Here is a 13,643-nt window from a genome sequence, read left to right on the forward strand (position 1 = left end):
TCAGCCTGCCTTTGCCATCTGCATCAACGTCACCCGGCTCTGCAGCCGGCGCTGCGCCTGGTCGACGACGACGGCGACGATGATGACAAGGCCCTTGATCACCATCTGCCAGAAGGAACTCACGCCCATCATCACCAACCCGTCCGAAAGAATGCCGATGACGAAGGCGCCGACAATGGTGCCGCCGATCGTGCCGCGCCCACCTGACATCGAGGTGCCGCCGAGCACTGCCGCCGCGATGGCGTTGAGCTCGAAACTTTCGCCCGTTGCCGGGTGCGAGGCCATCAGTTCGGACGAGATGATCAAACCGACGATCGCCGCGCAAAAGCCGGAGAACATGTAGACGAACATTTTCACCACGTTGACACGAACGCCCGAAATTCGCGACGCCCGTTCATTGCCGCCGACGGCGAAGATGTGGCGGCCGAGCGGCGTGTATTTGGCGAGATATGCCGCCGCCAGCGCAACGACGATCAGGATCCAGATCGCCACCGGCAGGCCGAGCAGCCGCCCGGCGCCGAGGAAACCAAACCCGGTGGTGCCAAGCTCCGGCTTGCCGACGAGGTTGGGGAAGGTGCGGCCGTCCGACGACAGCAACGCCAGGCCCCGCGCGACATAGAGCACGCCGAGCGTGGCGATGAACGGCGCGACATTCAACCTGGTGATCAGCAATCCGTTGACGGCGCCGATCAATATGCCGACCGCCAGCGTGATCAGGGCGATCTCGACGACATTGAAATAGATTGTGTAGCCGAATTGCAGGTCGATTCCGTTCAGCACGAGGTAGCCGGCGACCATGCCGCACAGGCCGACGATCGAGCCGACCGACAGGTCGATGCCGCCGGTGATGATGACGAAGGTCATGCCCATAGCGAGGAAGGCGTTCAGCGCCACATGTTTCGACATCAGGATCAGGTTGGCGGTCGACAGGAAATTCGGCGCCGCGATCGAGAAGAAGATCAAGACGGCGATCAGCGCGATGAAGGTCCTCGCCTTCATCAGCGTCAGCAGCAGCGAGCCGCTCGAAACGGAGGAGACAGCCGCCTTGGCCGGGATGTCAGTCATGGGTTCTCCGTGTGCGGGGCCGGTCCGTGGCCAAGTGCCGAGGCGGCGACAAGGGCTGCCTCCGTCGCCTCGGCGCGATCGAACATGCCGGTCAGTTTTCCATTGCTCATCACCGCGATCCGGTCGGACAGCGCCATCACCTCATCGAGATCGGAGGTGGCGAACAGAATACCGAGCCCATCGCGCGACAGTTTGCGCATGGTGCGGAAGACGTCGGCCTTGGCGCCGACATCGATGCCGCGGCTGGGCTCGTCCATCAGCAGCACCTTCGGCCCGGTGAGCAGCGCCTTGCCGATTACCACCTTTTGCTGGTTGCCGCCCGACAGCGATGAGACCTCCTGCGCCGGGTCGGCGACCTTGATCGCCAGTTCCCGCACCATCTGCGTCACCGCCTGCTTCTCTTGGCCGCCGCGAATGTGAAACAGGCGGACAAAACGCGACAGGCTGGCCAGTGTCAGATTGCTGGCGACGGAGAGGATCGACACCAGCCCTTCGCGTTGGCGGTCTTCGGGGATCAGCGCCAGCCCGCGCCGGATACGCCGCGTCGTGTCGCGCTCCTTGACCTTTTTGCCGGCGATGAAGATCGCGCCGGTAGCCTGGCCATGGCGGCCCATGATGCAGTCGAACAGCTCGCTCCGCCCGGCGCCCATCAGGCCGTATATGCCGAGGATCTCGCCGGCGCGCAGCGACAGCGAGACGTGATCGACCGCCAGTCCGCCGGTCGCGCGCGGCAGGCAGATGTCCTCGGCGCGGAATATCTCTCCGCCGGGAACATGGCCGTCGGCCTTGGCGAAATCCTTGGCGTCGGAGCCGATCATCTGCCGCACGATCCACCGCGTGTCGACGTTTTTCATCTCTTCCTGGCCGGTGATGTGTCCATCGCGCAGCACCGTGATGTAGTCGCCAATGCGGATCAGCTCTTCCAGCCGGTGCGAGATGTAGACGATCGCCACGCCGCGCGCCTTGAGGTCGGCGATCACCTTGAACAGGATCTCGACTTCCGCCGCACTGAGCGCCGAGGTCGGCTCGTCCATGATCAGGATGCGCGCATCGAGCGAAACCGCCTTGGCGATCTCGACCAGCTGCTGCTGGCCGATGCGCAGATCCTCGACCAGCATGTCGGGCCTTATCCCGGCCTGCAGGCGTTCGAGAAATTGCGCCGCGCGACGCTCCTGCTCCTTGCGGTCGATCTTGCGGAACCGGTTGGTGATCTCGCGCGTGGCGAAGATGTTCTCGGCGACGGTCATATTGCCAAACAGGTTCAGCTCCTGGAACACCATGCCAATGCCGCGGTTCACCGCATCGCCCGATGACGAGAAGGAGACCTCCTCCCCTTCCAGGAGGATCCGGCCAAGCGTCGGCTGTTCGACGCCGGCGATGATCTTCATCAGCGTCGATTTGCCGGCGCCGTTTTCGCCGACCAGCACATTGACCGCGCCCTTGCGCACCTCGAAATTCGCGCGCTTGACCGCGACGGTGCCTGAATACACCTTGGAGACGTCCTCCAGTTTCAGGATGACATCGTGAGCAACCGCAGCGCTCATGGCTTCGGCCCGATTTCTGCCTCCGCCGGCGTCACCAGCGGCAGGTCCTGGCCGTTTTCGAGCGTATAGGCGCCGAGGACCTTGGCGGTCCGGCCCTCCAAGGCGTCACGCGGCAGTTTGGCAAGCACGGCCTTGACGGCATAGGCGTTGAACGCCTTGCCGAACTGGGCGAAGTCGATCTGGTTGGTAAAATCGTTGAACTGGATGAAATCGAGGCTGTCGCGCAGCGCGGTTCCGCGCATGGCCGGTCCGATCTGTACCCGCGCATCGGCCTTGCCGTCGCCGTCCACATCGATATCCATGGTCGCGGCCCGCGACTGCGTGTTGGCTGCGATGATCTTGCCCTCGACGCGAACCGCGAAGGTCCAGGGCGAATTCGCCTGCTTGTTCGGATTGCCATATTTGGCGCCGGCGGAAGCAGGATCGGTTTTCGCCAGAGCGTGGACCTGGGCAAACGGCCCGGCTTTCTGCTGGAGGTAAGGTACGACCTTCGCGGCCCAGATCTCCTCGACCATCCTGTCAGGATTGAAGCCGTTGCCGCTATCCCCCGAGGGAGTCGGCAAAATCTTACATGCGGTCAGGCTGATGCCGAGTATCACGGCAAGGATCGGCCAGGTCGGCTTGTTGTTCAGCATGATGGCTTGTTGAGCATGGTGATCAGTACCCACGGAAAATGGCGACGAGGGACGACCCTTGGGTCGCCCCTCGCTGTTCATGTCACGCCGGCTCAGTTGGTCAGCGCAAACGTTTCCAGCTTGGCAGCATTGTCGCCATTGACCAGGACGCAGTCCATCAACTGCTTTTCCTTGGCCGGCGACTTCTTGTTCTTGATGAAGTCGTTGGCCTGCTCGACCGCCATCTGCGCCTGCGCATAGGCCGGCTGCAGGACGGTTGCCTTGATGCCGCCCGCGGTGATGGAGTCGCGCACGTCATTGGATCCGTCGAAGCCGACGACGATGACGTCCTTGCGGTTTGCCGCGACCAGCGCCGCATAGGCGCCCATCGCCATCGTGTCATTGCCGGAGATGACGCCCTTGATATCCGGGTTGGCCTGCAGGATCGATTCCATCTTGGAATAGGCTTCCGTCTGGCTCCAGTTTGCCGATTGCTGGGCGACCATCTTCAGATCCGGATAATCGTCGATGACGTCATGATAGCCCTTCGAGCGAATGCCGGCATTGGTGTCGGATTCCTTGCCGACCAGTTCGACGAAATTGCCCTTCTCGCCCATCAGCTTGACGAACTCCTGCGCGCCGAGCTGGGCGCCCTGGTAGTTGTTGGAGACGATCTGCGCCACGGCGACGCCGGTGGCATTGATCTCGCGATCGATCAGGAACGACGGAACACCGGCGTCCTTGGCCTTCTGCACGGCAGCGACGGTGGCGTCGGCGCCGGCATTGTCGAGGATGATCGCCTTGGCGCCGCGACCGATCGCCGTGTCGATCAATTCGGACTGCTTGTTGGCGTCGTCATCATGGACGAGCACAAGCGCTTCGTAGCCGAGTTCCTTGGCCTTGGCTTCGGCGCCGACGGCTTCCGCCTTGAAGAACGGATTGTCGTGCGAGGGCGTGATGATGGCAATGAGCTCGGCCGCATAGGCGGGCGCCGCCGTGCCAAGCGCCAGCATGCCGGCAAAAGCCGCAAGTGTCATTCTGCGTGTGAGTTTCATGATGTCCTCCCGTTTGAAAAATTGCCTTGATCAATCAAGGCCTCTGCACTCGAATTCGTCGCGCAACGCGGGCCGCCGATCGGTTCAGGCTGAATGCCGGTGCCGGCTTCTCAAACGATCGCTGCTCCCCCGCCGTCCCTCCACTCGCCCAGGCTTCGTACTTCCCGCGAACCCTTGTCCAAGCCATCAACAGCTAAGCCAACTGGTATGATGAGTCAATCACTAATTGAGGTGACATGTGCCACTGAGCAAAAACATGTGGCTGTCATGGCGGGTGTGTCGAGCGATCGAGGCACTCCGGCCAGCGCCTGACTCGGCCTGCCTCAGGTAATGCGCCGAATGCTCGCGGCGATCTCTTCCGGCTCGAACACCCGCTTCCAGTCGTCGCGCATCAGCACCGGCTTGCCGAACTCGATCGCCTTGTTGCAAGCGTCGGAAAACACACCCTTGGTCTCGCCGAAAATGACGGCGCCGAGCACGTTCATGTGGCCGAGCAGGAAATCGAGCGCCGCCTGTTGGTCGACGCCACGCGCGACGACCTCGTCGACGGCTTCCTTCATGACGACAAGCAGTGATGCGCACACCGTCTCCGATAGACCGGGCTCCAGCAGCGCCATCTGCTCGACGGTGACACGGTGCGAGCGCATGACCGGCGCCCAGATGATTTTCGCGACCGCCTCGCCCTTGGCGTAATCCGCTTCCGGTCCCTGCATCAGCGCGCTGACCATATGCTGCTTGGCCTTGACGCCACCAAAATAGTCCTTCTTGGCCGCCATGTCGGTCTCGTCGTTGAAGATCGGCGGATGACAGGGATGGGTGACGAAATAGGTCAGGTCCGGCCGGTTGGGCAGATGGCCGGCGAAGGGTGCGGCCGCATCGAGCACTATCACCATTGTGCCTGGCGCCAGTTTGCTCTCGATATCAGCCGCCACCTTGCCGATATGCGTGTCGGGAACGGCCAGGATGACAATATCCGCCCCGTCGAGCGCCGCATCGGCACTGACCGCGTCGAAGCCCAGTCCGGTCTTCAGCCGCTCGCGGCCGGCCTCGCTGACCTCGACATGGCGTACCGTGTAGGGCGATCCGCGAAAATTGGTCGACAGGCGGTAACCCATTTTGCCGCCGGCACCGAACAGCGCAATCGTCGTCATCTATCCTTACTCCCGCATTAAACGACGGCCGCGCCGATCGTCATGTTATTAACTGGTATAATCACCTTACCACGAATTGAGGAGTTGAACAGGGCTTTGATGAGCGGCTATACGGGCCCGTTTGGCATTCCACTCGCACTTGGCGGGCCTATAGCTGCCTGGGTCCCTGGTCTTCTCAGCCCGAAAACTAGCCCTGCGCTGCGACTCCTGGTAGCGCCTTCAGGATCCAGTCACGCGCCGGCGCCCTTCTTCAACCAGGTGAAACCGGTAGCGATCGCGTATGAACTCGTTGAAAAATTGCCCCTTCGAGAAGGCGGCGCGGAACGCCGCATAGGTCTCGGGCTCGACCTCTTCATAGTCGTAGCGGGCTCCGCTCGGGACGAACCAGACCGAGAGGATTTTCGTCGACGGGTCGTAGTGGGTGTTGCGAATGGCAGTGGACGGCATGTCGAAAATCCTGCTTCGTCCCCAAATCTTTCGCCCCAAATCCTGCTTCGAACATGCGTAATGCCGCAACGATGCGGAGGTTCCGAGAGGGAGGCGCACCACAACGCCGACAATCTTGCCCGGGCGGCGAGGCTTCCTATCTCTCCGTCAGATGGCACAGACGAAATCCAGCACAACAGCATATGCCAGCCAGGGCGATCTCTTCGGCGCGGCCGACGCGTTGCCGGAAGGATTTTCTTACCGGCCTAGCCTGATCACAACGGACGAAGAGGCGGAACTGGTCCGTCACCTCAATGAACTGTCCTTCAAGCCGTTCGATTTCCATGGCCATATTGCCAACCGGCTGGTCGCCGGCTTCGGCTGGCGCTACGACTACGACCGGCGCCAGGTCGTCGAAGCGCCGCCCATCCCGAAATTCCTGCTGCCGCTTCGCGACAAGGTCGCGGATTTTGCCGGCAGGCAGGCCACGGAATTCGCCCAAGTGCTCATCAACGAGTATCGGCCGGGCGCGGGCATAGGTTGGCATCGCGACAAGCCGCATTTCGATCTCGTCGCCGGCGTCTCGCTGCTGGCGTCCTGCAGCTTTCGGCTGCGCCGCAAAAACGGCTCGAAATGGAATCGCGAGACGATTGAGGTTCAGCCGAGATCTGTCTATCTCATGAATGGCCCAGCGCGCCACGAATGGGAGCACAGCATTCCGCCGGTCGCCGGGCACCGCTATTCGATCACGCTGCGCACTCTTAAATAGGCGATACTCCAAGCCACGCAGCAGCCGCTCTGGAAGGCCGAGCGCAGTTGTGCTTCGATTGCATATGAGCGTGGATCGCAGCAGAGTTTTGGTTACCCGCGTGGCGCTCTTTCTGTGGGCATGCCTGTCCTGCGTTCTGGCTCTGCAGTGGCTCGTCGACCTTGGCATGGTCGGCTTTCCCGACGGATACATAACGCCCTATGCCCGAGCAACGAGCACGCTGTTGCATGTCCTTGTCTGGGCATGCCTGGCTCAAAGTCTCTACTTCGCTTGCCGAGCCTTGTTTGGCAAACGCTTCGAGCCTGCTCCTCTCTTCCTGCAAATCCTGATCGCCGCCGCACTGACTGTCGTGCCGGCATTCATCGTAAAACACTGTCCGCGGTCTCAGGTATGCAGCAACATCTATGAAGCGCTCACGAATACGATGATGGACGACGGCACCGGCGGATGACGTTGTGTCTCCAGTAACTGACGAGAGTTAGAACTTTGGCGTCGCGCCGCGCGGTGGCGGTAAAACCTGGAGGAACCATGCGAAAGATCCTGGCATCGATGCTGCTGTTCGCGGCAGCGCTATCGGCAAACCCCGCTCGGGCGCTGGACAGTACCATCCCGCCGGTTGTCGTCACACCGCTTGCCGATCGCAGCCAGACGGCGTCCGGCCAGCCGATCGTGCTGCCGCAGAAAAATGTCCAGGTCCTGGTTTCAACCTATGACATTGCGGTCGGTGCCACTCTGCCGGTGCACAAGCACCCGTTTGCCCGCTACGCCTATGTCGAAGCCGGGACACTCAAAGTGACGAATGTCGAGACCGGCAACAGCAACACCTACAAGACGGGCGATTTCATCATCGAGATGATCGGCCAGTGGCACCAGGCCACCAACATCGGCGACGGCCCGGTCAAGCTGCTGGTCATCGACCAGGTCGAACAAGGCGCCAAGAACACGGTGCTGCGCCAGTAATTGCGGATCGGCCGGGTTGCCGGGCTGGCCCAAGCAGCGACTGGCTGTTCCGGCTTCCCCACCAACCGAGCCGATGCTAGGGCTGGCCGTCATGCAATCATGAAGGATCGCCCCTTGGCCGGAAATGCTCGCCCCCTGATCGAAATCTGCGTCGAAGGCATCGATGGACTGCTGGCTGCGCAGGCCGCCGGCGCCGACCGGGTCGAGCTCTGCGCCAGCCTGGTCGAAGGCGGCATCACGCCCAGCCTCGGCACGGTGCGCGCCGCACTCGAGAGCGCGACAATTCCCTTCCATGTCATCGTGCGGCCGCGCGGCGGCGATTTCCTCTACAGCGAGGCCGAATACAGCTCGATGCTCGCCGATGTCGCAGCGCTTCGTGACCTCGGCGTCGCCGGCGTCGTTGTCGGTTGCCTCAATGCCGACGGCACCATCGATGAAACCCGCATGGGCGCGCTGGTCCATGCCGCCGGTCCGCTCGCCGTCACCTGCCACCGCGCCTTCGACATGACCCGCGACCCGGCCGAGGCGCTGGAAGCGCTGATCCGCTGCAAGGTCGGCCGCGTGCTGACCAGCGGCCAGAGGGACACCGCGGTGGAAGGCGCCGGCCTGTTGGCGGATCTCGTCCGCCAGGCCGACGGCCGCATCATCATCCTCGGCTGCGGCGCGCTGGACCCCGAAAACATCGCCGGGGTGCTGGCATCAACCGGGCTGACGGAACTGCATTTCGCCGCGCTCAAGGACGTACCGAGCGCCATGGCCTACCGCAACCCGCAAGTCGGCATGGGCGGCGGCGATCTGGACCGCGAATACCGCACCACAGTCACCGATGGGGCGCTGGTTGCCGCGACGATTGCGGCGGCCAGAGCATGATGAGCGAAGCCGTGACTGGGCCGTCGCCGATCAGCCGTGTCTCGCCTCAGGACGAAGCGGCCATCCTCGCACTCAACAATGAGCACGCCGCCGAACTGTCATGGCTCGAGCCCGAACGGCTGTCTTTCCTGCTTGGCGAAGCGTTTTACGTCAGGCGCATCGGCACGCTCGAAGCCTTCATCATGACCTTCGACCAGAATGCGGCCTACGACAGCCCGAATTTCCTCTGGTTCCGCGAGCGCTATCCACGCTTCGTCTATGTCGACCGCGTCGTCGTCGCGGCGCAAGCGCGCGGCCGCGGCCATGCCCGCCGGCTCTACGAGGATCTGTTCGGGGAAGTCGCACGCGCGGGCCACAGCATCGTCACCTGCGAGGTCAATGTCGAACCGCCCAATCCGGCTTCGGACGCCTTCCATGCGGCGCTTGGCTTTGCCGAGGTCGGTGACGCGGTGATCCATGGCGGCAAGAAGGCGGTGCGCTACTACCTCAAGGAGATCGCCGGCTGATGGGTCGCCGGCTGATGATCGGCAAGCAGATCGCCACGGCGGCATAAGATTAGGAGTCCGTAGCCCTCACCAATTCCGGTTCAGCCAGGCCCGCGCGGGCTTCTCGACCAGATAGTAGCTGCATAATGCACAGGCGAAGACAGCCGCCAGCATCGGGATCGGCGCACTGCCCTGCTCGGCGACGAATTTGTAGAAGGGCTGTTGCCAGAGATAGAGCGAGTACGACCACAGCCCGATCATCACCATCGGCCTGGATGAAAGCAGGCCGGTCAGATGCCAGTTGCTGGTGTCCAGCGTATTGACGGCAAGCGCCAGCAAGGGCACCGCCAGGAGATAGTGGACCGGCGTCGGCACCGGATCGAGGAACAGCAGAATGGCGGCGGCCGCCGACACCAGACTGACATAGGGACCCTTCAGGAATGCCGGCAGCCGGTCATCGTGCCTGAGCAGGCAGATCGATGCCGACAGCAGGATCGAGGCGATATGCACGTCGGTGCGCCAATAGCTGTGCTCGTAATCCATGCCGAGCACCCAGTACGAAATGGCGCCATTGGCCATCGCCAGCAGCGACAGCGTCACCAGCAGCCGCACGACATTGCCCCGCCCGGTCACCGCCACGCTGATCAGCGCCAGGATGATGTAGGCGTGCTCTTCCACGCATAGCGACCAGATGTGGTCGAGCGCGCCGGCGCGGGTGATGAGAATTCCGGCATAGTTGTAGGTGAATGTCAGCGCCGTCAGCGCCGCCTTCCATTTGAAGGCGATAAAGGTGCCGGAGAGCCCGATCATGGCTGATGTCACGAACACCAGCAGCGCGGGATAGATGCGCGAAAAGCGGCGCTTGAAGAATTTTTTCAGCGGAAAGCGTTCGATGAACAGTATCTCGCCCATCAGCCGGCCTGAGAGCACGAAGAAGAACTCGACGCCGAGCACGCCGAGATTGATCCCGGGAACGGGGAAGAAATGGCCGATCAGCACCAGTGCGATCGAAAGCCCGCGCCAGCCATCGAGATAGGCCAGTCTTGCTCTGGCTGCTTTGTCGGCTGTGGCCCGCGGCAGGGCAACAGACGCTGCGGAGATGTCGGCCATGCCGATCCTCTACGACGCAAGATCTTGGCGCAGCTCACACCGCCGCGCGCAGAATCCACCCCGTGTTCCGCCTAGCTATACATATTGCAGTGCAATATCAGATTGTGCAAGTGCGAGAATGGGGCTGGGCAGTCCCTTGGGAAGTATGCGCCTGTTCTTGCACGGGAATTACCTAAACAACGGATTTGCGCGTGGCAGCGAACCCGCAAGGACTGGGCAGTTACAGCCCGCCGCAGACGAACAAAGGGGCCGCGATGGCCCCTTTCCTTGTCAGTAGCTTTATGATGTCAAGCGTTGGCGGCGTTCACCGCGCGCTTGGCCATCACGGCGATCAAATTGGCGCGGTATTCGGCCGAAGCGTGGAGGTCGGTCATCAAATTCTTCGCCGGCACTTTCACGCCGTCGAGCGCCGATGCGGCAAAATTCTTCGCCAGTGCTGCTTCGATCTCCTTCGAGCGGAACACACCGTCATCGCCGGCGCCGGTAACGGCAACGCTGACCCCGTCCTTGCCCTTTGCCACGAACACGCCGACGATCGCATAGCGCGAGGCCGGGTTGCGGAATTTTTCGTAAGCAGCCTTGGCCGGCGCGGTAAAACTCACCGAGGTGATGATCTCGCCTTCTTTCAGCGCCGTTTCGAACAGCCCGGTGAAGAATTTCGCGGCTGAAATCTCGCGCTTGTTGGTGACGATGGTGGCGCCCAGCGCCAAGAGCGCCGCCGGATAATCGGCGGCTGGGTCGTTGTTGGCGACCGAGCCGCCGATCGTGCCCTTGTGGCGCACCGCCGGATCGCCAATCAGCGACGCAAGGTGGGCAAGCGCCGGACAGGCCTTCCGCAGCTTCTCGTCATTGGCGACGTCGTAATGGGTTGTGGCGGCGCCGATGGTGACGGTCTTGCCCGACACCTTGACGCCTTGCAGCTCCTTGATCCGCGACAGGTCGATCAGGTCGGACGGTGCGGCGAGCCGCGTCTTCATCGCCGGGATCAGCGTCATGCCGCCTGACAAAAGCCTGGCGTCGCCGCTCTTCACCAGCTTGGCGGCGTCGGCGACCGAGGCGGCGCGGTGGTAGTTGACTGCGTACATGTGATCCTCCCCTGAAGTGGTTAGGCAGTAGTGAGTAGGGAATAGGGACGCTGTCATCTCCGGCGATGCCCATTCCCTACTCACTACTCCCTACTCACTCATTTCTTCGCCCGTATCGCCGCCCACACCGTCGACGGCGAGGCCGGCATGGCGATGTCCACAATCCCCAAAGCGTCGGTGATGGCGTTGATGACCGCTGGCGGCGAGCCGATGGCGCCGGCCTCGCCACAGCCCTTGATGCCGAGCGGATTGCTCGGACACGGCGTGTTCGAGGTCGACACCTTGAATGACGGCAGGTCGTCCGCGCGCGGCATGGTGTAGTCCATGTAGCTCGCCGTCAGCAGCTGCCCGCTATCGTCATAGTGCGCGCCTTCCAGCAGCGCCTGGCCGATGCCCTGGGCGATGCCGCCATGCACCTGACCCTCGACGATCATCGGGTTGATGATGTTGCCGAAATCGTCCGCCGCGACGAACTGGACGATCTCGGTCGTGCCGGTTTCCGGATCGATCTCGACCTCGCAGATGTAGCAGCCCGCCGGGAAAGTGAAGTTCGCCGGATCGTAGAAGGCTGTTTCCTTCAGTCCCGGCTCCATGCCTGCCGGCAGATTGTGAGCGGTGTAGGCGGCAAGCGCCACCTGGAACCAGGGCAGGCTCTTGTCGGTGCCGGCAACCTTGACCTCGCCATTCTCGATGACGATGTCGCCCTCGTCGGCCTCGAGCAGATGGGCGGCGATTTTCTTGGCCTTGGCCTCGACCTTGTCGAGCGCCTTGGCAATTGCCGACATCCCGACCGCGCCCGAGCGCGAGCCGTAGGTGCCCATACCCATCTGCACCTTGTCGGTATCTCCATGGACGATCGAGACCGAGTCCAGTGGCACGCCAAAACGCTGGTTGACGAGTTGCGCGAAGGTCGTCTCATGGCCCTGGCCGTGGCTGTGCGAGCCGGTCAGCACCTCGATCGTGCCGACGGCATTGACCCGCACTTCGGCGGATTCCCACAGACCGACGCCGGCGCCGAGCGAACCGACCGCCGCCGACGGCGCGATGCCGCAGGCCTCGATATAGCAGCTCATGCCGATGCCGCGCAGTCTGCCCTGGCTGCCGGCCGCCGCTTTGCGCTTGGCAAAGCCGGCATAGTCGGACGCCTGTGTCGCCGCATCGAGTGAAGCTCCATAGTCGCCGGCGTCATAGTTCATGATGACCGGCGTCTGATGCGGAAACTCGGTGATGAAATTGGCGCGCCGCAACTCCGCCGGCGAGACCCCAAGTTCACGCGCGGCCGTCTCCATTGTCCGTTCGAGCAGATACGTGGCTTCCGGCCGCCCTGCCCCGCGATAGGCGTCGACGGGTGCCGTGTTGGTGTAGACGGTGCGCACATTGGCGTGGATCGTCGGGATGTTGTACTGGCCCGACAGCAGCGTCGCGTAGAGATAGGTCGGCACGCAAGACGAGAACAGCGACATGTAGGCGCCGAGATTGGCGATGGTGTCTACCTTGAAGCCGGTGATCTTGTTGTTCTTGTCGAACGCCATTTCGACTGTCGAGACATGGTCGCGGCCATGCGCGTCGGTGAGAAAGCTTTCGGTACGGTCGGCAACCCATTTGACCGGGACGCCGGTCTTCTTCGACGCCCAAAGGCAGACGATCTCTTCGGGATAGATGTAGATCTTCGAGCCGAAGCCGCCGCCGACATCGGGCGCAATGACGCGCAGCTTGTTTTCCGGAGCGACATTGTAGAAGGCGCTCATCACTAGCCGCGCGACATGCGGGTTCTGCGACGTCGTCCAGCAGGTAAAATGGTCCTCGGCCTTGTCGTAATGGCCAAGGGCCGCGCGCGGCTCCATGGCGTTGGGAACCAGCCGGTTGTTGACGATCTTCATGCGGGTGACATGGGCCGCCGCCTGGATCGCCGCGTCGGTCGCCTTGGCGTCGCCGATCTCCCAGTCGAAGATCAGATTGTCCTCGGCATCGGCATGGACCTGCGGCGCACCTTTTTGCAGCGCCTTGGTGGCATCGACCACCGCCTTCAATTCCTTGTAGGTGATCTCGACCGCTTCGGCCGCGTCGCGGGCCTGGCCCTTGGTTTCCGCCACCACGATGACGACCGCATCGCCGACATAGCGCACCTTGTCGACCGCCAGCGGCGACCACGCGCCCATCTTCATCGGCGAGCCGTCCTTGGAATGGATCATCCAGCCGCAGATCAGGTTGCCGATGCCGTCGGCCTTGAGCTCCTTGCCGGTCAAGACGCCGATGACGCCGGGCATCGCCTGCGCTCGTCTGACGTCGATCTTCCTGATCTGAGCATGCGCGTGCGGGCTGCGCACGAAAGCGGCATGCTTCATGCCGGGAACCACCATGTCGTCGACATAGCGGCCGGCGCCGGTGATGAAGCGTTTGTCTTCCTTGCGCACGACCCGAGCGCCGATACCTTCAATGCCCATAGGAATTCCTCCGGAATAGCGAATAGTGAGTGGCGAATAGTGATTAGTGAGTAGGGAATTGTGCT

At 62.5% G+C, this 13,643-nt stretch carries 14 protein-coding genes; 5 read left to right on the top strand and 9 right to left on the bottom strand.

The features are described from left to right. The 6 genes from NLY37_RS11380 to NLY37_RS11405 form a co-directional block, all read right to left on the bottom strand. Entirely contained in the window at window positions 1–1,065 is a 1,065-nt protein-coding gene (locus NLY37_RS11380) for an ABC transporter permease (protein WP_023741526.1), read from the bottom strand. Further along, the gene (locus tag NLY37_RS11385; RefSeq protein ID WP_023741527.1) at window positions 1,062–2,609 is read right to left on the bottom strand and encodes a sugar ABC transporter ATP-binding protein; all 1,548 of its coding nucleotides are present in this window, start codon (window positions 2,607–2,609) and stop codon (window positions 1,062–1,064) included. Before NLY37_RS11385 ends, NLY37_RS11380 begins: the two co-directional genes overlap by 4 nt. Further along, a complete protein-coding gene (locus NLY37_RS11390) occupies window positions 2,606–3,244 on the bottom strand; it encodes a DUF2291 family protein (protein ID WP_023741528.1) in 639 nt (212 codons plus the stop codon). Before NLY37_RS11390 ends, NLY37_RS11385 begins: the two co-directional genes overlap by 4 nt. 92 nt (window positions 3,245–3,336) lie before the next feature. Beyond that, window positions 3,337–4,278, bottom strand: coding sequence for a D-ribose ABC transporter substrate-binding protein (locus NLY37_RS11395; RefSeq protein WP_023741529.1), 942 nt, complete (start codon window positions 4,276–4,278; stop codon window positions 3,337–3,339). A 323-nt stretch (window positions 4,279–4,601) separates the two neighbouring features. Continuing rightward, window positions 4,602–5,429: a phosphogluconate dehydrogenase C-terminal domain-containing protein gene (locus NLY37_RS11400; RefSeq protein WP_023688186.1), complete on the bottom strand. Its 828-nt coding sequence runs from the start codon at window positions 5,427–5,429 to the stop codon at window positions 4,602–4,604. 219 nt (window positions 5,430–5,648) lie between these two features. Beyond that, window positions 5,649–5,876 carry a KTSC domain-containing protein gene (locus NLY37_RS11405; protein WP_023681706.1) on the bottom strand — a complete coding sequence of 76 codons (228 nt, stop codon included), beginning with the start codon at window positions 5,874–5,876 and terminating at the stop codon, window positions 5,649–5,651. Between the two features lie 151 nt (window positions 5,877–6,027). Here NLY37_RS11405 and NLY37_RS11410 point away from each other — a divergent pair, with 151 nt between their 5' ends. The 5 genes from NLY37_RS11410 to NLY37_RS11430 all read left to right on the top strand — a co-directional run bounded on the left by NLY37_RS11410 (window position 6,028) and on the right by NLY37_RS11430 (window position 8,960). Continuing rightward, window positions 6,028–6,624: an alpha-ketoglutarate-dependent dioxygenase AlkB gene (locus tag NLY37_RS11410; RefSeq protein WP_031246096.1), complete on the top strand. Its 597-nt coding sequence runs from the start codon at window positions 6,028–6,030 to the stop codon at window positions 6,622–6,624. A gap of 64 nt (window positions 6,625–6,688) precedes the next feature. Next, window positions 6,689–7,075 carry a hypothetical protein gene (locus tag NLY37_RS11415; protein ID WP_023691071.1) on the top strand — a complete coding sequence of 129 codons (387 nt, stop codon included), beginning with the start codon at window positions 6,689–6,691 and terminating at the stop codon, window positions 7,073–7,075. 77 nt (window positions 7,076–7,152) lie between these two features. Further along, on the top strand, window positions 7,153–7,584 hold the full coding sequence (locus NLY37_RS11420) for a cupin domain-containing protein (protein ID WP_023681708.1): 432 nt from the start codon (window positions 7,153–7,155) through the stop codon (window positions 7,582–7,584). 99 nt (window positions 7,585–7,683) lie between these two features. Then, complete coding sequence (locus NLY37_RS11425) at window positions 7,684–8,454, top strand: copper homeostasis protein CutC (RefSeq protein WP_031246097.1); 771 nt, start codon at window positions 7,684–7,686, stop codon at window positions 8,452–8,454. Beyond that, window positions 8,454–8,960, top strand: coding sequence for a GNAT family N-acetyltransferase (locus NLY37_RS11430; protein WP_023741532.1), 507 nt, complete (start codon window positions 8,454–8,456; stop codon window positions 8,958–8,960). Before NLY37_RS11425 ends, NLY37_RS11430 begins: the two co-directional genes overlap by 1 nt. A 66-nt stretch (window positions 8,961–9,026) precedes the next feature. Here NLY37_RS11430 and NLY37_RS11435 read toward each other — a convergent pair whose 3' ends face one another. From NLY37_RS11435 to NLY37_RS11445, 3 genes are all read right to left on the bottom strand, one after another. Further along, window positions 9,027–10,049 carry an acyltransferase family protein gene (locus tag NLY37_RS11435; RefSeq protein WP_023741533.1) on the bottom strand — a complete coding sequence of 341 codons (1,023 nt, stop codon included), beginning with the start codon at window positions 10,047–10,049 and terminating at the stop codon, window positions 9,027–9,029. Window positions 10,050–10,336: 287 nt separating this feature from the next. Then, window positions 10,337–11,134 carry an FAD binding domain-containing protein gene (locus NLY37_RS11440; RefSeq protein ID WP_023710724.1) on the bottom strand — a complete coding sequence of 266 codons (798 nt, stop codon included), beginning with the start codon at window positions 11,132–11,134 and terminating at the stop codon, window positions 10,337–10,339. Window positions 11,135–11,232: 98 nt separating this feature from the next. After that, window positions 11,233–13,578 (bottom strand): xanthine dehydrogenase family protein molybdopterin-binding subunit, encoded by a 2,346-nt coding sequence (locus tag NLY37_RS11445; protein WP_023741534.1) that lies wholly within the window; start codon window positions 13,576–13,578, stop codon window positions 11,233–11,235. Between the last annotated feature and the right edge of the window lie 65 nt (window positions 13,579–13,643).

Source organism: Mesorhizobium sp. C395A (genome assembly GCF_030323205.1).
GTDB lineage: Bacteria > Pseudomonadota > Alphaproteobacteria > Rhizobiales > Rhizobiaceae > Mesorhizobium.

Excerpts from the sequence above, each read along its gene's own strand:
- NLY37_RS11380 (WP_023741526.1), bottom strand. The coding sequence starts at position 1,065 with ATGACTGACATCCCGGCCAAGGCGGCTGTCTCCTCCGTTTCGAGCGGC.
- NLY37_RS11385 (WP_023741527.1), bottom strand. The coding sequence starts at position 2,609 with ATGAGCGCTGCGGTTGCTCACGATGTCATCCTGAAACTGGAGGACGTC.
- NLY37_RS11390 (WP_023741528.1), bottom strand. The coding sequence starts at position 3,244 with ATGCTGAACAACAAGCCGACCTGGCCGATCCTTGCCGTGATACTCGGC.
- NLY37_RS11395 (WP_023741529.1), bottom strand. The coding sequence starts at position 4,278 with ATGAAACTCACACGCAGAATGACACTTGCGGCTTTTGCCGGCATGCTG.
- NLY37_RS11400 (WP_023688186.1), bottom strand. The coding sequence starts at position 5,429 with ATGACGACGATTGCGCTGTTCGGTGCCGGCGGCAAAATGGGTTACCGC.
- NLY37_RS11405 (WP_023681706.1), bottom strand. The coding sequence starts at position 5,876 with ATGCCGTCCACTGCCATTCGCAACACCCACTACGACCCGTCGACGAAA.
- NLY37_RS11410 (WP_031246096.1), top strand. The coding sequence starts at position 6,028 with ATGGCACAGACGAAATCCAGCACAACAGCATATGCCAGCCAGGGCGAT.
- NLY37_RS11415 (WP_023691071.1), top strand. The coding sequence starts at position 6,689 with ATGAGCGTGGATCGCAGCAGAGTTTTGGTTACCCGCGTGGCGCTCTTT.
- NLY37_RS11420 (WP_023681708.1), top strand. The coding sequence starts at position 7,153 with ATGCGAAAGATCCTGGCATCGATGCTGCTGTTCGCGGCAGCGCTATCG.
- NLY37_RS11425 (WP_031246097.1), top strand. The coding sequence starts at position 7,684 with ATGAAGGATCGCCCCTTGGCCGGAAATGCTCGCCCCCTGATCGAAATC.
- NLY37_RS11430 (WP_023741532.1), top strand. The coding sequence starts at position 8,454 with ATGAGCGAAGCCGTGACTGGGCCGTCGCCGATCAGCCGTGTCTCGCCT.
- NLY37_RS11435 (WP_023741533.1), bottom strand. The coding sequence starts at position 10,049 with ATGGCCGACATCTCCGCAGCGTCTGTTGCCCTGCCGCGGGCCACAGCC.
- NLY37_RS11440 (WP_023710724.1), bottom strand. The coding sequence starts at position 11,134 with ATGTACGCAGTCAACTACCACCGCGCCGCCTCGGTCGCCGACGCCGCC.
- NLY37_RS11445 (WP_023741534.1), bottom strand. The coding sequence starts at position 13,578 with ATGGGCATTGAAGGTATCGGCGCTCGGGTCGTGCGCAAGGAAGACAAA.